Origin of the sequence: Serratia nematodiphila DZ0503SBS1 (assembly GCF_000738675.1) — a bacterium.
Taxonomy (GTDB): Bacteria; Pseudomonadota; Gammaproteobacteria; order Enterobacterales; family Enterobacteriaceae; genus Serratia; species Serratia nematodiphila.
The window spans coordinates 1698398-1721213 of record NZ_JPUX01000001.1 but is presented as its reverse complement, the minus strand read 5'-3'; the positions used below and the strand labels follow the sequence as shown (position 1 = coordinate 1721213).

Annotated in this window: 17 protein-coding genes and 1 tRNA gene; 17 read left to right on the top strand and 1 reads right to left on the bottom strand. The window is 55.7% G+C overall.

Annotation, left to right across the window (positions count from 1 at the left end; translation table 11 throughout):
* Positions 1 to 13: 13 nt before the first annotated feature.
* Positions 14 to 1090, top strand: a complete 1077-nt coding sequence (mltC, locus tag JL05_RS07875; RefSeq protein WP_033632087.1) for a membrane-bound lytic murein transglycosylase MltC — start codon at positions 14 to 16, stop codon at positions 1088 to 1090.
* Positions 1091 to 1138: 48 nt separating this feature from the next.
* Here mltC and speF read toward each other — a convergent pair whose 3' ends face one another.
* The gene (speF, locus tag JL05_RS07870) at positions 1139 to 3304 is read right to left on the bottom strand and encodes an ornithine decarboxylase SpeF (RefSeq protein ID WP_033633581.1); all 2166 of its coding nucleotides are present in this window, start codon (positions 3302 to 3304) and stop codon (positions 1139 to 1141) included.
* Between the two features lie 705 nt (positions 3305 to 4009).
* Here speF and JL05_RS07865 point away from each other — a divergent pair.
* The 16 genes from JL05_RS07865 (at position 4010) to JL05_RS07790 (ending at position 22795) form a co-directional block, all read left to right on the top strand.
* Positions 4010 to 4085: transfer RNA gene (locus tag JL05_RS07865), tRNA-Phe, on the top strand.
* 610 nt (positions 4086 to 4695) lie between these two features.
* On the top strand, positions 4696 to 5178 hold the full coding sequence (locus tag JL05_RS07860) for an Hcp family type VI secretion system effector (RefSeq protein WP_004937362.1): 483 nt from the start codon (positions 4696 to 4698) through the stop codon (positions 5176 to 5178).
* Positions 5179 to 5225: 47 nt separating this feature from the next.
* Positions 5226 to 5708 carry an Hcp family type VI secretion system effector gene (locus JL05_RS07855; protein ID WP_004937359.1) on the top strand — a complete coding sequence of 161 codons (483 nt, stop codon included), beginning with the start codon at positions 5226 to 5228 and terminating at the stop codon, positions 5706 to 5708.
* Positions 5709 to 5744: 36 nt separating this feature from the next.
* The gene (locus tag JL05_RS25730; protein WP_228392543.1) at positions 5745 to 6605 is read left to right on the top strand and encodes a hypothetical protein; all 861 of its coding nucleotides are present in this window, start codon (positions 5745 to 5747) and stop codon (positions 6603 to 6605) included.
* A gap of 918 nt (positions 6606 to 7523) precedes the next feature.
* A complete protein-coding gene (locus JL05_RS07845; protein ID WP_033632085.1) occupies positions 7524 to 8819 on the top strand; it encodes a lysine N(6)-hydroxylase/L-ornithine N(5)-oxygenase family protein in 1296 nt (431 codons plus the stop codon).
* A gap of 50 nt (positions 8820 to 8869) precedes the next feature.
* Positions 8870 to 9754 (top strand): ATP-grasp fold amidoligase family protein, encoded by an 885-nt coding sequence (locus JL05_RS07840; protein WP_033632084.1) that lies wholly within the window; start codon positions 8870 to 8872, stop codon positions 9752 to 9754.
* A gap of 615 nt (positions 9755 to 10369) precedes the next feature.
* Positions 10370 to 11284 (top strand): alpha/beta hydrolase, encoded by a 915-nt coding sequence (locus tag JL05_RS07835; protein WP_033632083.1) that lies wholly within the window; start codon positions 10370 to 10372, stop codon positions 11282 to 11284.
* Positions 11285 to 11711: 427 nt separating this feature from the next.
* Complete coding sequence (locus JL05_RS07830) at positions 11712 to 12122, top strand: GNAT family N-acetyltransferase (RefSeq protein ID WP_004937348.1); 411 nt, start codon at positions 11712 to 11714, stop codon at positions 12120 to 12122.
* Between the two features lie 27 nt (positions 12123 to 12149).
* Positions 12150 to 12839 carry a helix-turn-helix transcriptional regulator gene (locus JL05_RS07825; RefSeq protein ID WP_004937346.1) on the top strand — a complete coding sequence of 230 codons (690 nt, stop codon included), beginning with the start codon at positions 12150 to 12152 and terminating at the stop codon, positions 12837 to 12839.
* 20 nt (positions 12840 to 12859) lie between these two features.
* Complete coding sequence (locus tag JL05_RS07820; RefSeq protein ID WP_033633580.1) at positions 12860 to 14161, top strand: cytosine permease; 1302 nt, start codon at positions 12860 to 12862, stop codon at positions 14159 to 14161.
* 529 nt (positions 14162 to 14690) lie between these two features.
* Complete coding sequence (locus JL05_RS07815; RefSeq protein WP_004937341.1) at positions 14691 to 15305, top strand: helix-turn-helix domain-containing protein; 615 nt, start codon at positions 14691 to 14693, stop codon at positions 15303 to 15305.
* On the top strand, positions 15306 to 16202 hold the full coding sequence (locus tag JL05_RS07810) for a queuosine precursor transporter (protein ID WP_004937338.1): 897 nt from the start codon (positions 15306 to 15308) through the stop codon (positions 16200 to 16202).
* The gene (gene queF, locus JL05_RS07805) at positions 16180 to 17019 is read left to right on the top strand and encodes an NADPH-dependent 7-cyano-7-deazaguanine reductase QueF (RefSeq protein ID WP_033633579.1); all 840 of its coding nucleotides are present in this window, start codon (positions 16180 to 16182) and stop codon (positions 17017 to 17019) included. The genes JL05_RS07810 and queF overlap by 23 nt, the downstream gene beginning before the upstream one ends.
* A gap of 122 nt (positions 17020 to 17141) precedes the next feature.
* Positions 17142 to 19289, top strand: a complete 2148-nt coding sequence (locus tag JL05_RS07800) for a phosphocholine-specific phospholipase C (protein ID WP_033632082.1) — start codon at positions 17142 to 17144, stop codon at positions 19287 to 19289.
* An 85-nt stretch (positions 19290 to 19374) separates the two neighbouring features.
* On the top strand, positions 19375 to 20511 hold the full coding sequence (locus tag JL05_RS07795; RefSeq protein ID WP_033632081.1) for an ABC transporter substrate-binding protein: 1137 nt from the start codon (positions 19375 to 19377) through the stop codon (positions 20509 to 20511).
* 160 nt (positions 20512 to 20671) lie between these two features.
* Positions 20672 to 22795: a TonB-dependent receptor family protein gene (locus tag JL05_RS07790; RefSeq protein ID WP_033632079.1), complete on the top strand. Its 2124-nt coding sequence runs from the start codon at positions 20672 to 20674 to the stop codon at positions 22793 to 22795.
* The last annotated feature ends 21 nt before the right edge of the window (positions 22796 to 22816 follow it).

Genomic DNA, 22816 nt, shown 5'->3' with positions numbered 1-22816 from the left:
AAACGGCTTTAAGATGAAGAAAATTTTAGCTTTGCTCGTAATAGCGCCTTTGCTGATCTCCTGTTCCGGCAAAAAAAGTGAAGAAATCAACGAAGCCTGGATCAAAGACACCAACGGCTTCGACATTCTGATGGGGCAATTCGCTCACAACATCGAGAACATCTGGGGTCTGAACGAAGTTCTGATCGCCGGGCCGAAAGACTACGTCAAATATACCGACCAATACCAAACCCGCAGCCACATCAACTTCGACACCGGTGCCATCACCATCGAAACCATCGCCACCACCGATCCGGCCGCGCACCTGCGCCAGGCGATCATCAGCACGCTGCTGATGGGTGACGATCCGAGTTCCATCGATCTCTATTCCGACGCCAACGATATCCAGATCAGCAAAGAGCCGTTCCTGTACGGCCAGGTGCTGGATAACAAAGGCGCGCCGATCCGCTGGGAATGGCGCGCGGCGCACTTCGCCGATTACCTGCTGCAGACCAAGCTGCAAAAACGCACCTCCGGCCTGCACGTCATCTACTCGGTCACCATCCAACTGGTGCCGAACCACCTGGACAAACGTGCGCACAAATATCTGCCGATGGTGCGCAAGGCGTCGGAAAAATACGGCGTGGACGAATCGCTGATCCTGGCGATCATGCAGACCGAATCGAGCTTCAACCCGTATGCGGTGAGCGGTTCGGACGCGCTGGGCCTGATGCAGGTGGTGCAGCACACCGCCGGTAAGGATGTGTTCCAGATGCGCGGCAAATGGGGCACCCCGAGCCGCAGCTACCTGTTCGATCCAGAGAACAACATCGACACCGGCACCGCCTACCTGGCGATCCTGCAGAACAACTACCTGGGCGGCATTCAGAACCCGACCTCGCGCCGCTATGCGGTGATCACCGCCTACAACGGCGGCGCCGGCAGCGTGCTGCGGGTGTTCTCCAGCGACAGGACGCGCGCGGTGGGCATCATCAACGGCATGCAGCCGGGCGACGTGTACCAAACGCTGACCACCAAGCACCCGGCCGCCGAGTCGCGCCGCTATCTGGTGAAAGTGAATACCGCGCAGAAGAGCTACCGCAGAAAGTAGCGCTTCCCGCGTGGATAGGAGAAGGGCCGGTGCGAACCGGCCCTTTTTTTACTGCTTGATCATATAGCCAAAGATGCGCTTCCAGCCGTGATCTTTTTTCTCGATGTAGACCCCCTGCAGCTCCGGCGAGAAGCCCGGCAGGCGGTTGATACCCTCCTCGAGCGCCAGGAAGTAGCGCTGCACCGCGCCGCCCCACACTTCGCCCGGCACCACGCACAACACGCCCGGCGGATACGGCAGGGCCCCTTCCGCCGCGATGCGCCCTTCCGCCTGGCCGATCGGCACCAGCTCGACGTTGTCGCGGATAAACTCCACGTTGGCGTCCTGCGGGTTCATCACCACCGGCGGGAAATGATCCTGACGGAACATCTCCTTTTGCAGCTGCTTAACGTCAAAGCTGACGTACAGATCGTGCATCTCCTGACACAGCCGGCGAATGCTGTAGCCGCGGTAACGCTGCTCGTTCTTGCGGTACACCGTCGGCAGCACCACGCTCAGCGGCGCATCCTCTTCGACATAGCGTTCGAACTGCGCCAGCATCTCCACCAGCTGTTCCATCTTGGCCGGGTTCTCCGCCGGGGTCAGCAGGAACAGGATCGAGTTGAGATCGCACTTCTCCGGCACGATGCCGTTCTCGCGCAGGAAGTTGGCCAGAATGGTGGCCGGTACGCCGAACTCGGTGTATTGGCCGGTCGCGGCGTCAATCCCCGGCGTGGTCAGCAGCAGCTTGCACGGATCCACCAGATACTGATCCTGGGCATAGCCTTCGAAGCCGTGCCACGTCTCCCCCGGCACGAAGGTGAAGAAGCGCGCGTCGTTGGCGATCAGATCGGTATCGTAATCCTGCCAGTCTTTGCCCGCCACCTGCTGCGGAATAAACGGCTTCAGCTGCGAGCAGCGCGTGAGCAGCTGTTTGCGCGTCTCGATGCCCAGCTTGACGCAGTCCATCCACATGCGGCGCCCGGCGGGGCCGGCGTGCATCTTGGCGTTGACGTCCAGCGCGGCGAACAGCGGATAGAACGGGCTGGTCGACGCATGCAGCATGAACGCGTTGTTCAGGTGCTTGTGGTTGCAGTGGCGTTTTTGCCCTTTGATATGGTCGTCTTTCTTATGGATCTGCGAGGTCTGCGAGAACCCCGCCTGCTGTTTATGCACCGACTGGGTGACGAAAATGCCCGGATCGTGCTCGTCCAGCTCCAGCAGCAGCGGCGAGCACTCTTTCAGCATCGGAATAAAGCCTTCGTAACCCACCCAGGCGGAGTCGAACAGAATGTAATCACACAGGTGGCCGATGGTGTCGATCACCTGGCGAGCGTTGTAAATCGTGCCGTCGTAAGTGCCGAGCTGAATGATCGCCAGCCGGAACGGCCGCGCCGCCGCGGCTTTCTCCGGCGCCACCTCGCGGATCTGCTCGCGCAGATAGCGTTCGTCGAAGCAGTGCGCATCGATGCCGCCGATAAAGCCGAACGGGTTGCGGGCGGTTTCCAGATAGATCGGCGTGGCGCCGGCCTGGATCAGCGCCCCGTGGTGGTTGGATTTGTGATTGTTGCGATCGAACAGTACCAGATCGCCGCGGGTCAGCAGCGCGTTGGTCACCACCTTGTTGGCCGCCGAGGTGCCGTTGAGCACGAAGTAGGTTTTATCGGCGTTGAATACCCGCGCCGCGTGCTTTTGCGCATCCTTGGCCGAGCCTTCGTGGATCAGCAAATCGCCCAGCTTGACGTCGGCGTTGCACATGTCGGAACGGAACAGGGTCTCGCCGTAAAAATCGAAAAACTGCCGGCCGGCCGGGTGTTTGCGGAAGAACTCGCCGCCCTGATGCCCCGGGCAGGCGAAGGTCGAGTTTTCCATCTCGACGTAGGTCTTCAGCGTTTTGAAGAACGGCGGCAGCAGCGCCTGCTCGTAGGCGTCGGCGGCGGCCTCCAGCTGCGCCATGTAGAACGGCTTGCTGGCGCCGGCCAGCAGCGCGAAAACACCACTGACAAACGGCAGATAGTCCGGCGAGAGATGCTCGTCCCCTTCCACCGCCACGAAGGTCGGAATGTCGAACCCCGTCGCCTGCAAGCGCGCCAGAATGCCTGCGTTCACGTCGGCGACCGACACCACCGCCGCCGCCACGTCGGTGCAGTCCGTCTGCTCTACGCGCACGATCTGGCGCAGCGTCTCAATGGTGGCGACCAGGCTGGCGCTGGTCGCGATTTTCAATTCTTTCATCATGCTGACTCTCAAACGGTGAAGGATGAGGGTGTGCCACCGGCACGGTAATGAGATAACGCGGTTATCCCGGTAAAAGCGATACCCGGGCACGGCAGCATAAGCGGCGTGCGTGACCGGCTCATGATCGGGGATCATCAGGCGGCTATCGGGGGAACTGGTCTTGGCAGCGTCCGACAGGCATCAGTAAAATCAGGGCCGCAGCGCTGGCTTTACGCATGCCTAACAGCGAGCGTCAGGCGGCCTTACCGCATGGCCGGCAGGCGTATTCGGGCGGATGACGTGCGGAGGAAACAACGGCGGAACGGTGGCGGCGTCAGATGTCTGGTGCGCAACAGCGCTTGAGCAACAAAACCAGTCATGCCAATAACCCTCTGGCTTATAAGAAGCGGAAACACCGTCAGGGAACGGAGAGTGCTAAAATTTGCGCAATGATTGCATGATTCGTTGCAGGGTTCAAGCGAGAATCGCCTTGATTGAACGCCCATTGATTAAAGCATAATTCATTGTTATTTAATTGAAAAACCAAAAATCGCGCGTTTTAAGATGGTATAAATACACGTTTTATATGCATATTTATTGAATGCGGATATCCCCCCGTCCCCCGCCCCTCCGGGCTTGCTGCCTGAAAATAGAGCAACCGATCGGCTTTGTGACAGAAAGCGATTGACGCCATCCGGCCAATACGGTTTAATGCGCCCCGTTGCCCGGATAGCTCAGTCGGTAGAGCAGGGGATTGAAAATCCCCGTGTCCTTGGTTCGATTCCGAGTCCGGGCACCATATTCAGAAGAACCCGCCTATGGCGGGTTTTTCGCTTTCTGGGGTACGGACTCTCCATCGAACTGCGTTCGATTATTCGGCCTAAAGGCCTCACCCTGCGGGCCAGCGCTAAAGCGCTGTTCAACACGGCGCCAGCGCCGGTTGTCCGAGTCCGGGCACCATATTTAGAATAACCCGCCTATGGCGGGTTTTTCGCTTTCTGGGGTACGGACTCTCCATCGAACTGCGTTCGATTATTCGATCTTACGGCCTCACCCTGCGGTCCAGCGCTAAAGCGCCACCGCATCATCCGATGGATGTGCAATTTCGCATTACAGGTGCACTTTCTCAAAAGGCCCGCCCCCAATCCTCCACGCGTCAAACGAGCGCACTCATATTCTCCGTTTATCGAGTGTTTTTTATTGTCATTCGGTGATGGAATATAGCCACGAACCTCTAAAGGTATCACTTTGTTAAATCACAACATATTGAATTAAAACTAGGAACATTCCGAATAAAAACGACATTGCTGTTAATTCATTCATATAAGGCTATGCTGAATTTTACCCATTGATAAGACATTTTTATCCTATTCCGCTGCCAACGCGAAATAATGGAGGATCCGGCGACAATGGCAATTGATATGTATATGAAAGTTGAAGGAATGACGGGCGAGTCCCAAGACAGCAATCATAAAGGATGGACCGACGTACTTTCGTTTAACTGGGGCGCTTCACAGCCAGGAAATATGGCTGTCGGCGGTGGAGGCGGTTCCGGGAAAGTGAATTATCAAGACCTCCGTATTCAAGCGCTTATCGACAAATCTACACCCGCCATTCTTAAATATTGTTCCAGTGGAAAACATGTCGCGAAAATTGAGCTTTCCGTATGCAAAGCGGGTGGCAACCAGGTGGAATATTCCAAAATCGTTCTCGAAGACGTGCTGGTGACGCAAACCGATTTTAATGGTGTCGGTCAAAATGATGCGATCCTGGTTGATTACGCCTTCCAGGCGTCAAAAGTCACCATGAGTTACTGGGAACAAGGCAGCAGCGGCACTAAAGGCGCTGAAAGCAAATCTGGTTGGGATATCAAGCAGAATAAAGAGAGCTAAGTGCATTCGGGCACCTAACAATACGTTAATGATCGGGTGATAAAATCATGGCAATGGATATGTTTTTAAAAGTTGAAGGCATTAATGGCGAATCGAAAAATGCGAATCACAAGCAATGGATCGATGTCTTCTCCTTTAACTGGGGCGCGCGGCAGCCTGGCAATATGGCCGTTGGCGGCGGCGGCGGTACGGGTAAAGTGAATTTTCGCGATCTGACCGTACAGGCTCTGATAGATAAAGCGACACCTGCCTTATTGAAATACTGTTCGGCCGGTAAACACCTCGCCAAGGTGCAGTTGTCGCTTTGCAAAGCCGGTGGGCAGGAAGTGGAATATACCCGCATTACTCTGGAAGATGTATTAGTGACTCATACCGACTTCATCGGTGTCGAGCACGGTTCCACGCTAGGCATTGAATACTCTTTTCAGGCCGGTAAAGTATCGATGGAATACTGGGAGCAAGCGAAGCAAGGCAATAAAGGAGCTTCGGTGCAGATGGGCTGGGACATTAAGCAAAATAAAGAAAGCTAATCACATTACGGTGCATATCGTAATGGCGGGGGGATTATGGCATTTCCTAAGTCACATGAAATTTTAGCTCTGACATCGCAACACGAATCGAATAATCGGGTGTCAGCCAACTTTTTGACCCGTGAGATTTTGAATGAGGCGCTGATCCTCGTCAGGTCTCTGTCACCAGAAGAAGTCTTTCGATTAACAAAAACGGAGACCGGCCAGATCGCATTTACGCTGGGTGAACTCAAAGATGAAAACAACCGCCGATTGACCGCCAATAATATTGAGTCAGGACAACGACCAGGCGGAAGAATTAATCACCTGGATAACCGCATTAATGTCTCTTTTCCCGGAACCTCATGGCAAATGGGGGCGCGTGTTCAGCATTTTGAGAATATCGCGTCGAGTACCGTCGGCGGAGCCGGTCTGGTTTTGATCGCGGGATTATGGACGGGGGCCGGTTCTGGCGTTGGCAGCATTTTAGGCAGAAATGCCGCCCAGCTCGCGGTAGTGACTGGCACGTATTTGGGTAAACGCTTCGTGACCAATAAAACCATGGTCGTGAATCAGATGGCAGCACATATCAAAAACCTTGCCGATATGTTTAACTCCACCCACAACGCCTTTAATGATTTCAAGTTCGAAAGCGCAGCCAAGCGCGCACAATACAGTCCCGATCCTCAGGCACAGCACCCTATTACTTTTGAACAGAAAGTCACGGATAACAATGCAGTTCCTGCTAATCATACCGATGCCATTCAGGCTATCGTGCGCCGTTTTGTGACGGGAACTTACCAACGTGTAGATATCGTCGGCCAGGGCGATATGTTTATAAAAGTCTTTTTCAGCGATGGGGAACTGGACATTTCGCAAGCCCAGTATGACTACCTCAGCAATTTGAAGCTCCCGTGATTGATCAACCTGGCAGGTCTTCGCGGTTCTGGCGCAACGGTTGTCATTCTGTCCAGGGTGCAAAAATGCCCCGAATTGACGAAAAGATTTTTATTGTCGGTAAGAATGGTCAATGACGATGACAAGGCAGACTGCCGGATCGGACGCGATCGTTGCACCAGCGTGGCCAGGTTTTTTCACACTCGGCTCGAGCAAGCGTCCTCTCCGGGCAGTCTTTGTCCGGCATTAATTAAACGAACCCTCCCCCGGTAGTTAACGCGAACCATCCGCGTCCATAGGGTGCAGCTCGGGGTAAAATATTGCCGTTCGGGGGGCAACAAGAGGAGATAAAGGTACAGAAGTGTGCGTATCACCTTAGTGAAAAAGTGTGACGCCCTGCCGCAAAATAACATATTGAATTAAATGATAAAAATCAACTTACAACGCACAGATTTCATAATTTCACTTCCGATTTCATCTTTGCAAAAAGCATCCTGCCTCTAATATCACGTTATTTCACCTTCCCCGCGCCTATTTTAAGGCTATTCTAAGCATCGAATACACCGAGCCCGGCAGTGCAATGGCATATACATCAGAAAAGCAGATAAGAACTCATACGGTGGGCATCCTCCCTGGTGGCCGTTTTCATGGCTTGATGAATCAGGGGGGCATCGGAATTTTACTTAGGAATATTCATTAAATACACGCGCAAACCTTCATAGGGATTTTCATGGAAAGAAATACGCCCGTAGCCTTTGCCTGATGCGCTATCGAATTCTAAACGGGCATTTAAAATTGCGGTATTTTTGGCCCGCACACCTTTTAATTACATTTAATTCGTGAAGCTTACTTATAAGAAAAAGGCAGCCTGGTTGCTATAAGCCACCCTATCTGCAGTCGTATTTCTGGGTATTATTCTCATTATACTGGAGCTTATTAATGAATCAGCGTTTGGATATCATCGGTATTGGCCTTGGCCCGTCGAATCTTAGCCTGGCAGCCTTAGGAAGTGAAATAGAGGGATTTACGGGACAGTTCCTTGAACGCAAACCTCATTTCTCCTGGCACCCAGGGATGATCCTGGCGGATTGCAGTATGCAGACCAACTTTTTAAAAGATTTAGTGAGCGCGGTTGCCCCAACCAATCGCTACAGTTTTCTCAACTATCTGGTAAAAAACAGAAAATTTTATCGTTTCCTAACGACGGAGCAGCGCACCGCATCGCGCGAAGAGTTCGCCGATTACCTCACCTGGGCCGCCGCCGGGATGGGATCATTGGCATTCAATCAAGACGTTCAGCGGGTCGAATTTGACGATCGGCAGCGCCAGTTCGTGGTGACCACCTCGAATAAGGTCTTCCACGCCAAACACGTCAGCATTGGCATAGGCAAGAAAATAAAGTTGCCGGATTGCGTGACGATGCAAAGCGATCGCTGTTTCCATGCCAGCGAAATGATGCTGCGCAACCCCGATCTGACCGGCAAACGCGTGGCGATCGTCGGCGGCGGCCAGAGCGGCGCAGATCTGTTCCTGAATATGTTTAAAGGAGAATGGGGGCAGCCGGCGCAGCTCGACTGGATATCGCGCCGCAATAACTACAATGCGCTCGATGAGGCTGCTTTTGCCAACGAATACTTCACGCCCGATTACGTCGAGAGCTTTTACTCACTGGACAGCGCGGCCAAGCGGCATATGCTGGCCGAACAGAAGATGACCTCAGATGGCATCACCAGTGAGTCGCTGCTGGCGATTTATCGCGCCATGTACCACCGCTTCGACGTCCTGCGCGAGAAATTATGGGTGCGCCTGCTGCCCAGCCGTTCGCTGACGGCCGTGAAACACACGCTGGATAACGCCTACCAGCTCGAAACGCGTCATCATCTCGATCACGGCCAGGAAACCTTCAAGGCGGACGTGGTGATCTTTGCCACCGGTTATCAATCGGCGACGCCTGAGTTCCTTGAGCCTTTGGCCCACCGGTTGTTAAAGACTGCGGACGGCGAATACCGCATAGCCCCGGACTTTACCTTTGAGTGGGAAGGCCCAGTGGAGAACTGCTTATTTGCGATGAACGCCAGTATGCATAATCACGGCATTGCCGATCCTCAGCTGAGCCTGATGGCCTGGCGATCGGCCCGCATTCTTAATCGGGCGTTAGACCACAAGCCATTTGATCTGGGAACAACGCCGACAGCCATTCAATGGCGCAGTGAAAGCGTACCGCCCGCGTTTTAAATACAAGAACGTCTTAATCATTGTCACTATGCTTTGATGGAATTACGTATATGAAGAGACAATTCAAGAAGTTTATTCTAGATCAACTGGCCGTATTAGCCCCCGAGTTCAAGGCCAGATTGATATACAAAAGGGCATTTGGCAAACCGCTGAATTTACAGTCGCCCTCAACCTGGAATGAAAAAATAAATCATCTTAAGTTGAATGACTACAGTAATAACGCATTGGTGACTCAATGTGCAGATAAATATGCGGTGAGAGAGTACATCAAAGAAAAGGGATGTGAAGAGATTCTCAATGAGTTGTATTTCTCCTGTGATTCAGTGCAGGAAATACCCTGGGAAACGCTGCCTGATAAGTTTGTCATTAAGGGAAACCACGGTTCAGGGTATAATTTAATTTGCCAAAACAAACAATCGTTGAACATTAAAAACGCCTCTCATCTGATCGATGGATGGATGAAAGACGATTACTGGAAAACCTATGTAGAACTCAACTACAAAGGGATACAAAAAAAGATCATTGGGGAAAAGTATATCGAATCGGCCAATGGTCACGGGCCTGAAGACTATAAAATCTATTGTTTCCGCGGTGTGCCTTACTGCACCTTGCTGTGCGTCGGCAGGGATACCGGGACGCCAAAATATTACTTCTTCGACAAAGAGTTCAAGTTCCTTTGCTATAGCGAAGACTGCCTGGCATTGAGCCAGGAGGAGATAGACGCTTTCGTGAAGCCTGAGGGATACGATGAACTGTTTGAGTACGCCACTCGCTTGTCGGCGCCCTTTGAGTTTGTTCGCGTTGATTTCTACATCTCGCAAGGCCACATCATTTTTGGCGAGCTAACCTTTACCCCCTCCGCCGGATTGGATACGGATATTTTGCCGCCGACCGATATTTTGCTTGGCAAGATGCTGACGCTGCAGCAGCACTGATTTTCACCGGACGCCCACAGGGAAGATCGGGCGGCGCAGTGCCCAGCGCGAGAGGAATACCGGCCGGCATGTTCGCAACCTGCCGGCCGGTATTGCCCTGAAGGTATCGGGCCCATGATCTCGCTTGTTCATACCGCCGTTACAGAAAAACCCCGCCACCTATCCCTGATAGCCCGCAACCGACCCAGGCGCAATACCTCAGCCGTACACATAACCATTTGAAAAATAATGATATTAAATGATCAATAAGAATCACTTACATATTTATAATAAAATGTTCTATATGTATAGGAAGCTATAATATAAGATACCGGAAAGTTTCCCTGGTGTTGTTGTGTGTCTTTGCCCTATTTTATAGGGCTTTTTTTGCTAAAAATCGTTGATAACCGTGTATTTCCCCCGCTATTCGCCATTCACCCCTCCATAGAAACCATAACTATTTCTAATTAATTGCAATCTCTCTTATTCCTGACTTACCAATAATAACAATGAGTTGCTATTAACCCGGCAAAGCAACTGGCGGCCCTCTTCCGGGTTTTGTCCGCCCTAAAGGTAGGTTTTTGCCGGGCGCGAACGGATGCTACTATCGGCCTTTTTCCGAAGGTGTTAACCCGCATGTTTTTGTCCAACCGGCATTTTATCTCTGCGCTTCTGGCGCTCGCCATCGGCCTTTGGCTGCCGGGTTCCGTGCTGGCCAGGCCCGATTTGGAACGCAAGATCGGCACTACCGTAGCCGATAGCGATTCTGCGGATTACCGCTTCAGCGACCTGCGCTTCACCTCCGCCGATGGCCGACGGCATTACCGCGTTCGCATCGCCCAACCGCATCGGGCGCCTGAGCCGGGCGGCTATCCAACGGTTTATTTCCTCGACGGCAACGCGGTGCTGATGGAGCTGAACGCCGCCTTACTGGCCAAATTGGCGGCGGCGAAGCGGCCGCCGGTGCTGGTCATGATCGGCTATGACAACGATCTGCGCATCGATGCCGCCGGCCGCGCCTACGACTATACGCTCCCTCTGCCGGCAGGCATGAAGACACCGCCGCGGGCCGGCGGGGGCGCGGATGCGTTCCTGCAATTGATTGAAACTCGGATCAAACCGGCGATCGCCGCCAGACTGGCGGTCGATCCGCAGCGGCAGACGCTGTGGGGGCACTCCTACGGCGGGCTCTTCGTTCTGCACACGTTGTTTACCCATCCTGCCGCCTTTCAGCGCTATATCGCCGTGGAACCCTCGCTGTGGTGGGGCAACGGCATGATCCTGCAAGAAGCGCAGCGGATGACGGAACGGCGCGCGGCGCCGGCGGTAAGGCTGCAACTGTGGGTTGGCCTGGCGGAACGCGATCGCGCGGCCCCGCCCGGTGTAAAGAGCCCCGCTCTGCCGGCGGACGCGACGCATTTGCTGGCCGAACAGCTGGCGCAGCTCGACGGTTTCACCGTCGGCTATCGGGAATGGCCCGCCTTAGGGCACGGCGCCATGCTGGGCGCGACCATCGAGCCGGCGCTGGGTAGCGTCATCGCAGAAGACTGAATTCGCAGCTCAGAAGGCATCGGCCACATTTTCATCTGCGGCGCATATCTTCTGATAAGAAGAGTGTTTAATATCTGAGACAGAGAACGGTGGCCGCGGGCGGGCGCGTCAAAAAACAAAGTGGCTCCCCCGTCGGCAAGTGAGCTTGCTCTATCCGGTGGAGCCATACAGTACTGCAGTTTTCCCGGTGGGGCCCTGGTGAGGCGCAAGTAGGAAAAGATGGTGTAAGCAGGGCATTTCAGCGTTTTAATACCGCCTGTTTCACTATTTTCTTCTCCCTGTGGCGCCTATCATAAGCGCCCGCTCACCAGGCGGAAAAGGGTGAAAACCACCCTTGAAATACATTAACGAAAGTGATATTAGAAGCGGTTGGGGCGAAAGCGCCTAGTTCAGTTTTGAATAATTAAATCAGGGAATTATATTAAAAATGAATATTAATATCACCGACAAACCCAACCCGCAGGATGAAGAGTTCGTTATCGACAGCCTTTGGGCGCACAATCACAAAACCCAGCCCGTAGACATTCACCCGCTGTTCCTGACCGTTACCGACGACAACCAGCAGATCGTCGGCGGCCTGGTCGCGCGCACCTGGTGGGGCGGCCTGGAAGTGCAGTATCTGTGGGTTGGCGATCAATGCCGCAAAAGCGGGTATGGCCGCCAATTGATGGAGTTGGCCGAAGAAGAAGCCCGCAAGCGCGGTTGCCATATGGCCTATGTCGATACCTTCGATTTCCAGGCCAGAGGCTTCTACGAAAAATTGGGCTACCGGGTCTACGGCGAGCTGGGCGACTATGCGCATCGCCACACCCGCCATTATCTGGCTAAAAGCCTGTAACGCGGCCTGAGCGGCACAGAGGTGGGTATGGGTTCATCACATAAAAATAATGAATCTTATTTTAAGGGCCTCATCACCATGATGGAGCACCTGAGCGAACCCTGGGGCATCAAAGACCACCTGTCCCGCCACCTCTATATGAACCGCGCCGCTTATCTCTATACCAATACGCCGCTGAATTTCGACGTCGCCGGCAAATATGACCACGAGTTCCCCGCCGACTGGGCCGACTCCGCCGCCGACTTTATCGAGCATGACAAGATGACCGAAGCGGCGCGCGATCGGGTCACGGTCATAGAAACGCACTACTGGTACGGCAAAGACAGCCTGACGCCGTTTATCAGCGAAAAGCTGCCGGTGTACAACGATGACAAACAGGTGATTGGCGTGATCTGGAACGCCAAGCCGATGAACAGCCTGTCGCCGCTGAAGTATATCAATCAGCAAAAACCCAGCGTGTTGACCACCGAAGTCAATAACGAGCTGTTCACCCGTGCCGAACTCGATGTTATTTTCCTTATGCTGCAAAGATTTACGGTGAAAGAGATCGCCAAAATCTATAATGTCAGCAATAAGACCATCGAAAACCGCATTTATAACATTTACCAGAAGGCCAACGTGCATACTCAGCAGCAATTTGAGGAATACTGCAAATACGCCAATCTGGATAACTACATTCCCGATCGCCTGATAACCAAAGGCATTCAATTTATTTGAACCGCAAGGAAGATCTCACCGTGATAAAGATCGAAGATTATCCGCTCACCCGGGTGCCGCAGGATAAACGAGTTTCGTTTTTAAGCGTGGCCATCGTGCATATGGGCATGCTGACCGCGCTGGACCAGTTCATGCTCGGCGCCGTACTCGGCAATTCCATGACGCTGATTGACGCCTTCACCGCCATCTTCGTCGGCAGCCTGATCTTCGGCGTGGTGACCTACGGCCTGGGGCTGGCGGGCATGCGCGAAGGCATTTCCGGCAGCCTGCTGGCGCGCTGGTGCGGCTTCGGCCGTCTGGGCTCGGTGCTGATCGGCGTGGTGGTTGCCGTCAGCCTGCTGGGTTGGTTCGGCATTCAGAACGCCATTTTCGCCAAGTCGCTCGACTTCGCGCTCGGCAATAAGCTGGGCTTCGGCCTGGCCGCCGGGCTCTCGGGCACGCTATTGACCATCCTGGTGGCATTCGGCTTCAAGGCGCTGCGCATCGCCGCCCGTATCGCGGTGCCGATGTTCATCATGCTGGTGGCCTATATTTCGGTGACCGCGCTTTCCGGCCATAACCTGCAGGAGATCATCCAGCTGGCACCGCCGGGTGAACCGCTGACCATCAGCGCCGGCATCACCATCGTCGTCGGTGGCGCCATCGTGGCCAGCCTGATGACCCCCGATCTGACCCGTTACTCCAAAAACGGCAAGCACGTGCTCGGCGTCACGCTCTTCACCATTATCGCCGGCGAGTTCGTGGTGAACGGCCTGGCGATCCTGATCGCCAAAACCCTGGGCACCGCGGATGTGGTCACCATCATGTCGCAAGCGGCCGGCGGCGCCGGTTTGCTGGTGGTGGTGTTCTCCACCCTGCGCGTCAACGATCTCAACCTGTACTCTTCTTCGCTGGGCATCGTCAATGCGGTGGAAGGCATCACCGGCAAGAAGCTGAAGTACACCTACACTACGCTGGTGATCGGTATTCTGGGCACCACGCTGTCGGTGCTGGGCATTCTTGACCGTTTTGTCGACTTCCTGACGGTGCTTGGCGTGGTCTTCCCGCCGATTATCGGCATCATGCTGGTGGACTATTATCTGCTGCGCAGCCATCGCAAGATCCTGGATGAGAGCCGCCGGACCGGCCAGTTGCCGAACGAAACGCCAACTATCGGCTGTGCGGCGATCGTCGCCAGCATCGCCGGCGGCGCCGTTGGCCTGGCGACCGAATGGGGCGTACCGACCATCAATTCCCTGGTCGCTGCCAGCCTGCTGTATTGGCTGCTTAAACTGGTCTTCAGCCGGGCGCAAAAACCGCTGGCATCACAGAAATCGCTCTGATTTTCGTGAACGCGGTAATGCACTCCTCCGGTAACGGGGGAGTGTTAAACGCTCGAAAAGGGGATTCAATGCAAAAGAATGAGCCGATCGCGCAGATAAACGGCCGTGGTGGTTAGGGTCCCTGGTGTCGGTAGCAAGCTATCCATTATGCTCAGAGTGTGGCAACGCCCCCTCTGAGCTTTTTATTATAAAAACTGTCGGCTTCCGTGTTTTGATCGTAAAGAGAAACTTCAGCTTGCATGAACAGTAGCCCATGAAATCGGCTTTGGTCAACATAAAAGTAAACATAAAACCGGCTTTTGTGTTCACTTTTCCATAAGAGAAACCTAATCAATTGATTTGCACGGCTTTATCTTTCGCGCAGAGGAAGCAGACCGCCTCCGCTGATATCATTGCGCTAAACGGCTGACGGAAAACAATAATTACTACTAATAATCAGTTCGTTACCTGCTCGCCTGCGCCTTTTTATCTGGACAACGCCAATGCGTAAGTTATAGTGAAGCCTGCGTAATGTTTGTAAGGACAGCCAATGAAAACCACCAACGCACAGCGCAAAATCAACATCATTAAAAATATTGAATATCTGATGCGTACCCGCGGTGAAACCAAGGCTTCCTTTTCCAATCGCAGCGGCCTGACGCGCACGACTCTCTACAAAATTCTTGACGGAAGAGTGAACAACGTTCAGCAATCCACCGTGAATCGGATCTCCGATTTCTTCGGTGTCTCCTGTGAAGAGATCGAAGATTACGATCTGGAAAAGCTGGAGCTGCTTAACGAAACGCTGTCCACCGAAGGCAACAAGAACCCTTCCGCCATTCCGGTGATCCCGCAGTCGCGCTACCTGGCCGTCTCGCAGCGCAAGATCGGGCAACTGGTCACTGAGTTCCCTTTGACTTATTTCTTCGGCGATGAGTCGAACATGTTGGCAATGAAAATAGAGACCGAAATTAAAGGGTCATTTATTCCCGGCGAAGTCATCATCATCAAACGCCCGCCGGTACTGATTTGCGATTCGCCTTTGCTGTATCACTCGGGAAAAAGCGGCTTCTTTGTGGTTGACGACAAAGACAGCGAAAGCATGGACAAACGCCCTCAGGACACCGTGCAATTCCTGGGTTACATCGTTGGAGAAAGGCTATAAATGGAACCGAATCAGAAGTTCAAGCTGTTGGGCTTCACCCGGCATGGCACCATCGCGGCCAATGTTATGGTATTAGCCACCGGCAAAACCATCACCATGGGGCTGAATGAGCTGGCCGACAGCGAAATATCAGAAGATTTAAGCCGGCATGAGCTGCAGGCGCTGTACCGTAAACTCTATGGTGACAACCAACAAAAAACCGCCTACGAGCTCAGCGATCGCCATGAACGATCCTGGTACGCCTACCTGATTATTACCGTGGCGCTCAGCGTGATTTATATTTTCTCAACGCTGTGCGGCGTCAAGCCGATCCAAATCCCGGTGCTGAATCTCATCACGCCGCCGGCGATCTTCATTTACCCGCTCACGTTCATTCTGGTGGATATCCTCAACGAATTCTATGGCTTACGGCTGGCCAGGCGCACCATCATCATCTCGTTTATCGCCAATCTGACCTTCGTCCTGGGCGTTTGGGTAACGACGCTGGTGCCGAGCATTCCGCAGTGGGAGTACAGCGAGACCTACAACGGCATCGTGCACAGCATCATGGCGGTGCTGGTGGCCTCGTCGGCGGCCTATCTGATCTCCGAAAACGTCAACTCCTACCTGCTCTGCAAAATCAAAGAGTTGACCAATTCCCGCTACCTGTTTGTGCGCGTGATCACCAGCACCGTAGTGGCTTCGGCCATCGACAGCGTGGTGTTCTGCACGCTGGCGTTCTACAACGTGCTGAGCTGGGACATCATCAAAACCATGATCCTGTCGCAGTTCCTGATCAAGGTGGTTTACGCCCTGCTGGGCGTCGGGCCGATCTACGCCACCCGCAGTCTGTTTAATCGCTACATCAATACCGAACAAGCAAAGGGCAATGAATATGCATATCCAAAAGCAAGATAAAATCACCCATCTTGGCGCGAACTCCGATTATCCGGATCAATATGCTCCCGCATTGCTCGAAGCCTTGCCGCGTGCCCGCGGCCGCGATCTGATCGGCGTGGACGAGCGGCAACTGCCGTTCAGCGGCTTTGATCTGTGGACCGCCTTCGAGCTGTCGTGGCTCAACGCCAAGGGCAAGCCGGTGGTGGGCATCGGCGAATTTACCTTCCCGCATTCCTCGTCGAACCTGATCGAATCCAAATCGTTCAAGCTGTATCTCAACAGCTTCAACCAAACGCGCTTCGACAGCGTGGAACAGGTGAGCGCCGCTATGCAGAAGGATCTGTCGCAGGCGGCCAATGGCCAGGTCACCGTCAAGCTCTATCCGGGTCTGGAAGGTTATCCGGCGCAGATCGATCGTCTGCCGGGCATCAACATCGACGATCTGGATATCGCGGTCGATGACTTCGCCTTCAAACCGGAATACCTGAGCGGCGCGGCCGATCAAGGGGAGCACGTAGCGGAGACGCTGTCTTCCAATCTGCTGAAATCCAACTGCCTGGTCACCAACCAGCCGGACTGGGGCAGCGTGGTGATCCGCTATGAAGGCCGCCAAATCGATCGCGAAAGCCTGCTGCGCTACCTGATCTCCTTCCGCCAGCACAACGAATTCCACGAGCAGTGCGTCGAGCGCATTTTCAACGACATCAAGCAGAGCTGCCGCCCGGAAAAACTCAGCGTGTTCGCGCGTTACACCCGCCGCGGCGGCCTGGACATCAACCCCTTCCGCAGCGATTTCGAAACGGCGCCGACGCTCGGCCGCCTGATCAGACAGTAAGCCTCATCCCCAATGCTCCCGCCAGGGAGCATTGTTTCTCTCGCTTTCATCTCCCTGTTATTTTTCGCCATTATCGTCGTCAGCGGCTATCTTCAAAGCACACTGACGGAGATTAACGACGCATGCCTGACCTTTCTCGCAGAGACATCCTGCGGGCTGCCGCCATCGGATCGGCGTTCTCGCTGTTGCCCGCCTCGATTCGCAAAGCGCTAGCCATTCCCGCCAATAACCGCACCGGCACCCTGCGCGACGTCGAACACGTGGTGATCCTGATGCAGGAGAACCGCTCTTTCGATCACTACTTCGGCACCTTGCCGGGCGTGCGCGGCTTCAGCGATCGATTTACCATTCCACTGCCCGGCGATCGCCTGGTCTGGCAGCAACAGGGCGCCGAACGGCTGGTGCTGCCCTACCATCTGGACAGCAAACGCGGCAACGCCCAGCGCGTCACCGGCACGCCGCACTCGTGGGTGGATGAGCAAGCCGCCTGGGATCACGGCCGCATGAGCGCCTGGCCCACCTACAAAACGCCGGCCTCGATGGGCTACTACCGCCAGCAGGAGCTGCCGTTCCAGTTTGCGCTGGCCAACGCCTTCACCCTGTGCGATGCCTATCACTGCTCCATCCACGCCGGCACCAACACCAACCGGCTGTTCCACTGGACCGGCACCAACGGCCCGTCCGCCGCCGACGTGGCGGTGGTGGTCAACGAATGGGACAGCCCCGGCCCGGCGGACAGCGGCTACCAGTGGACAACCTATCCGGAACGGCTGGAGGCAAGCGGCGTCAGCTGGAAGGTGTATCAATTCCTGCCGGACAACTTTACCGACAACCCGCTGGCGGGTTTTCGCCAATACCGCGCCGCCAGCATTCAAGTGGGCAACCCGGCGTGGCCACCGAAAGACTTCAACGCTTTCGTGCCTTATAGCGATGCGCTCAACGAGGCCGCACCGCTGTACAAAGGCAACGGCAACACTCTGCCGGCCGCCGACGGCAACGATCTGGACGCCATGCTGGCCGGATTCCGCGCCGACGTGCAGCAGGGCAAACTGCCGCAGGTCAGCTGGATCATCGCGCCGGCGGCCTATTCGGAACACCCCGATCCCTCCAGCCCGGTACAGGGCGGCTGGTTCACCCAAGAGATCCTCAACGCGCTGACCGACAACCCGGAGGTGTGGAGTAAAACCGTTCTGTTGGTCAACTACGACGAAAACGACGGCTTTTTTGACCATATGCCTTCGCCTTCCGCGCCGTCGCTGCGCGAAGACGGCAGCTTCGCCGGTAAATCGACGGTGCCGTTCGACACCGAGATCTTCCAGCACGTGGCGCCGCCCGGCTCGCAGGATCAACCGCCGCCGGACGGCCGCATCTACGGCCCCGGCCCGCGGGTGCCGATGCTGGTGCTGTCGCCCTGGAGCCGCGGCGGCTGGGTCAATTCGCAGGTTTTCGATCACACCTCGGTGCTGCAATTTTTGGAAAAGCGCTTTCAGGTGCATGAACCCAACATCAGCGCCTGGCGCCGCGCGGTGTGCGGCGATCTCACTTCGGCGTTCAACTTTGTCGATCCTAACGGCGAAGCGCTGCCGAGCCTGCCCGCCACCAGCCGCCACGCCGCCGACGGCCTGCGCCAGCGTCAGGAACAGCTGCCGCAAGTACCGCTGCCATCGCCCGCCCACCAGCGTTTACCCCATCAACGCCGCCTGGCGCGCCCTTCCCGCGCGTTGCCCTACCAGCTGCACGTCGAGGCCAGCGTCGCGGTCGAGCAACGCCGCGTGACGCTGAACCTGTTCAATACCGGCGAGCAGGGAGCGGTGTTTCACGTCTACGACCGGCGCGATCTGGCGCAGATCCCGCGCCGTTTTACCGTCGAGGCGGGCAAGGCGGTCAGCGACGACTGGCAAACGGAGAATGAGTACCATCTGTGGCTGCTTGGCCCCAACGGCTTTCATCGTGAGTTGCGCGGCGCCCTGAGCCGGCCGCAGCCGGAGGTGCGTTTGCGCCCGACGGGGCGCAACCTGCTGCTGCAGTTGAATAACCCGGCCCCCGAAGCGATAACGGTCACCCTCGAACGCTGCCCTTACACGCAGCAAGGCCCGTGGCCTATCACGCTGCCTGCGGGCGGCAGCCATCAGCAAGCGTTTGACGCCCGCGCCAGCGGCGGTTGGTACGATATTACGCTGCAAAGCGCCGGGGGCTGGCTGCGCCGCCTGGCGGGGCGGCTGGAAGATGGCGAACACAGCGTCAGCGACCCGCTGATGGGCCATGAGTAACTATCGGCATCGAGGGAGTTCAAAAATCGAAAGGATATCGCTTATCATTGCGCTCTCGTTCTTCGCCGATTACCCAAGGATCTTCATGCCCGCTGTTCTTATCGCCAAAGCCGGCCGCTGGTTGGCCGCCTGCGTTTTACTGTTGGCCGGCGCCGCTCAAGCCGCGCCGATCGTCGTCACCGATGTCGCCGGCCGCCAGGTCACCCTGCCGCAACCGGCCAAACGCGTTATCCTGGCCGATGCCCGCGCGCTGCTGGCGCTGAATATTCTGCATCCGCAGGAGCCGCTGAAAAACATCATCGCCTGGGACAACTCGCTGAAGGTCAAAGCGCCGGATCTGGTTGAAGCCTACGCGAAAAAATTCCCACAGGTCATGCAGATCCCCACCTTCGACAACCCCTACACCAGTGATTTCAGCGTAGAAAGCGCGGTGGTGCGTCAACCGGATCTGATCATTTTCGACATTGGCCTGCTGAGCAAATTGAAAGACAGCGGCGTGCTGACCCAGTTGGAAAAAGTCGGCATCCCGGTGCTGATCATCGATTTTCGCCAACAGCCGCTGACCAACACCGTCGCCAGCATGGCGCTGTTGGGTAAAGTATTTGACGAGCAGCCCAATGCCGATGCTTTCATCCGTCTCTATCAGCAGCGCCTCGAGCTGGTGCGGCAGCGGGTCGCCACGCTGAAACCGGAGCAGCGCCCCAGCGTCTTCATCGAGCGCAGCGCCGGTATCAAAGGCGAACAGTGCTGCAACACCTTCGGCAAAGGCAGCTTCGGGCAGTTCATCGATACCGCCGGCGGCAATAATATCGGCAGCACGCTATTTTCAGACATGGGCGGTGAAGTGAACGTCGAACAGGTGATCAGCAGCAACCCGGATTTCTATCTGCTGACCGGCGCCGACTGGAGCCGCGGCCATCGCGGCACGCTGGCGGTGCCGCTGGGTTACGCCACCGATATGGCCACCAGCCAAAAGAAACTGGCGCACCTGCTGGATCGCACCGGCATTAACGTGCTGAAAGCGGTGAAAGAAAAACGCGTGATGGCGATTTACCATCAATTTTACGACACGCCGCTCAACTTTATCGCGGTTGAGGCGATCGCCAAGTTCCTGCACCCGGCGCTGTTTAAAGATATTGATCCGCAAGCGGATATCGAAATGGTGCACCGGAAATTCACCGCGCTGGATTACAGCGGCGTCTTCTGGCTTACGCCGCAATAACCCCCGCCAGGGCCCGCCAGCCGGGCCCTGTTTCCCGCATTCATTATTTAGTTACCCGCTTAACTATCCCGTAACAATTCTATTTACTTGCCAATAATTATCATTAAGATTGTCTTTTCTAAAAAAACACATCCGGGTCTGAAACTCTTAAGGCATTATTATGTCACCTCTTTTTCGGCTTTCTCTGCTGACGGCTTCCATCGCCGTCGCATTCCCTGTCCTTGCTACTGATAACTCATCTCAGAACGATACCGACACCGTGACCGTCGTCGGCAACTGGCTGGACAACCCCGATACCAGTTCGGTGCTGCTCAACCATCCGGGCGCGCGTTCCATCGTCACCCAGCAGCAAATGCACGAACAGGGCGACCAAACCATCGCCGATAGCCTGCGCGGCGTACCCGGCGTGCAAGTGCGCGACAGCAACGGCACCGGCGGCAGTGACATCTCGCTTAACGTCGGCGTGCGCGGCCTGACTTCGCGTCTTTCTCCACGCTCCACCATTCTGATGGACGGCGTCCCGCTGGCGGTCGCGCCTTACGGCCAGCCGCAGCTGTCGATGGCCCCGCTGTCTATCGGTAATCTGCAATCGGTGGACGTGGTGCGCGGCGGCGGGGCGGTGCGCTACGGGCCGCAGAACGTCGGCGGCGTGATCAACTTCGTTACCCGCGACATTCCCAAAACGTTTGGCGGCACCGCCAGCGTACAAACCCAGGGCGCCAGCCACGGCGGCCTGAAGACCCTGACCAGCGCCTCCATGGGCGGCACCGCAGACAACGGCCTCGGCGCCGAACTGCTCTACTCCGGGCTGCACGGCCAAGGTTACCGCGACAACAACGACAACACCGACATCGACGATTTCATGCTGAAAACGCGTTATGCGTTCACCGATCGTGACGAGCTGCTGGCCAATTTCCACTACTACGACGCCAAAGCCGGCATGCCGGGCGGGCTGAGCACCGCGCAATACGCGCAAAACCCGTTCCAATCCACGCGGCCGTGGGACCAGTTCGAAGGCCGCCGCAAGGATATGTCGTTCAAGTACAAACATCAGGAAGACGACAAACAGTTCGAAGTGTTGACCTACTTCACCGACAGCTACCGCGGCAGCAACATCGAATCGGAAGGCACCGGCAAAAACGCGGGCCAGCGGCGCATGGTCTCCTATCCGCGCCACTATTCAACCTGGGCTATCGAACCAAGTTACTCGCAGGTCTTCCGTTTCTGGGATATGGCGCACGAGATCACTCTCGGTTACCGCTATCTGAATGAAACCATGGATGAAAAGGCGTCGCGTTCGGCCTGGTATAACCCGGCGAATATCGGCTCGACGCCGGAGACCCCGGATTATTACCAGCACACCTCCGGCGGCACCGCGGCCAACGCGTTCTATATCGACGACACCATTAACGTCGGCAACTGGACGGTCACGCCGGGCCTGCGTTATGAAAGCATCCGCACCCACGTGGACGATTCGTTCAACAATATCAGCCGCAAGAAAAGCTACAGCGAGCCGCTGCCGTCATTGAACGTGATGTACCACCTGTCCGATGCCTGGAAACTGTTCGCCAACGCCAACACTTCGTTCGGCAGCATGCAGTATTTCCAACTGACCAAAGGCGGCAACGGCAACCAGCCGGCGCCGGGGCTAACGGCGGAAAAAGCGCACACCTATGAATTCGGCACTCGCTACGACGACACCGTAGTCAAGGCCGAGGCCACGCTGTTCTACATCGACTTCGATAACCAGCTGCAGTACATCAGCAACGACGTGGGCTGGACCAACATGGGTGCCACCAAGCACAAAGGCATCGAGCTGGCACTCAGCTACGATCTCAGCGATCTGAATCGCGCGCTCGACGGCGCCAGCGTCTACACCAGCTATACCTACACCAAGGCCAGCACCGACAAGGGCGATTTCGCCGGTAAAGATCTGCCGTTCTACTCGCGCCAGGTCTATACCGTCGGTACACGTTACGCCACCGGCAACTGGGTATGGAATCTGGACGGTTATGCGCAGTCGAAACAGCATTCGCCGGGCACCGGGCCGGAGTACATCACGCAGGAAAGCGCCGATGGCCAGTTCGGCAATATCGCCGGTTACATGGTGTGGAATATGCGCGGGGAATATAACTTCGGGCCGCAGCTGTCGAACCTGACGCTGGGTGCCGGGGTGAAAAACCTGTTCGATCAGCGCTACTTCACCCGCTCCAACGACAACAACTTCGGCAAGTACGTCGGCGAACCGCGCACCTTCTTCGTGCAGGGGTCGATCGCCTTCTAATGCCGGGGCCCGGCAGGGCCC

Coding starts and splice junctions, on each gene's coding strand:
- JL05_RS07845 (WP_033632085.1), top strand. CDS start 7,524: ATGAATCAGCGTTTGGATATCATCGGTATTGGCCTTGGCCCGTCGAAT.
- JL05_RS07835 (WP_033632083.1), top strand. CDS start 10,370: ATGTTTTTGTCCAACCGGCATTTTATCTCTGCGCTTCTGGCGCTCGCC.
- JL05_RS07855 (WP_004937359.1), top strand. CDS start 5,226: ATGGCAATGGATATGTTTTTAAAAGTTGAAGGCATTAATGGCGAATCG.
- JL05_RS07830 (WP_004937348.1), top strand. CDS start 11,712: ATGAATATTAATATCACCGACAAACCCAACCCGCAGGATGAAGAGTTC.
- JL05_RS07815 (WP_004937341.1), top strand. CDS start 14,691: ATGAAAACCACCAACGCACAGCGCAAAATCAACATCATTAAAAATATT.
- JL05_RS25730 (WP_228392543.1), top strand. CDS start 5,745: ATGGCATTTCCTAAGTCACATGAAATTTTAGCTCTGACATCGCAACAC.
- mltC (WP_033632087.1), top strand. CDS start 14: ATGAAGAAAATTTTAGCTTTGCTCGTAATAGCGCCTTTGCTGATCTCC.
- queF (WP_033633579.1), top strand. CDS start 16,180: ATGCATATCCAAAAGCAAGATAAAATCACCCATCTTGGCGCGAACTCC.
- JL05_RS07840 (WP_033632084.1), top strand. CDS start 8,870: ATGAAGAGACAATTCAAGAAGTTTATTCTAGATCAACTGGCCGTATTA.
- JL05_RS07790 (WP_033632079.1), top strand. CDS start 20,672: ATGTCACCTCTTTTTCGGCTTTCTCTGCTGACGGCTTCCATCGCCGTC.
- JL05_RS07795 (WP_033632081.1), top strand. CDS start 19,375: ATGCCCGCTGTTCTTATCGCCAAAGCCGGCCGCTGGTTGGCCGCCTGC.
- JL05_RS07825 (WP_004937346.1), top strand. CDS start 12,150: ATGGGTTCATCACATAAAAATAATGAATCTTATTTTAAGGGCCTCATC.
- JL05_RS07800 (WP_033632082.1), top strand. CDS start 17,142: ATGCCTGACCTTTCTCGCAGAGACATCCTGCGGGCTGCCGCCATCGGA.
- speF (WP_033633581.1), bottom strand. CDS start 3,304: ATGAAAGAATTGAAAATCGCGACCAGCGCCAGCCTGGTCGCCACCATT.
- JL05_RS07860 (WP_004937362.1), top strand. CDS start 4,696: ATGGCAATTGATATGTATATGAAAGTTGAAGGAATGACGGGCGAGTCC.
- JL05_RS07810 (WP_004937338.1), top strand. CDS start 15,306: ATGGAACCGAATCAGAAGTTCAAGCTGTTGGGCTTCACCCGGCATGGC.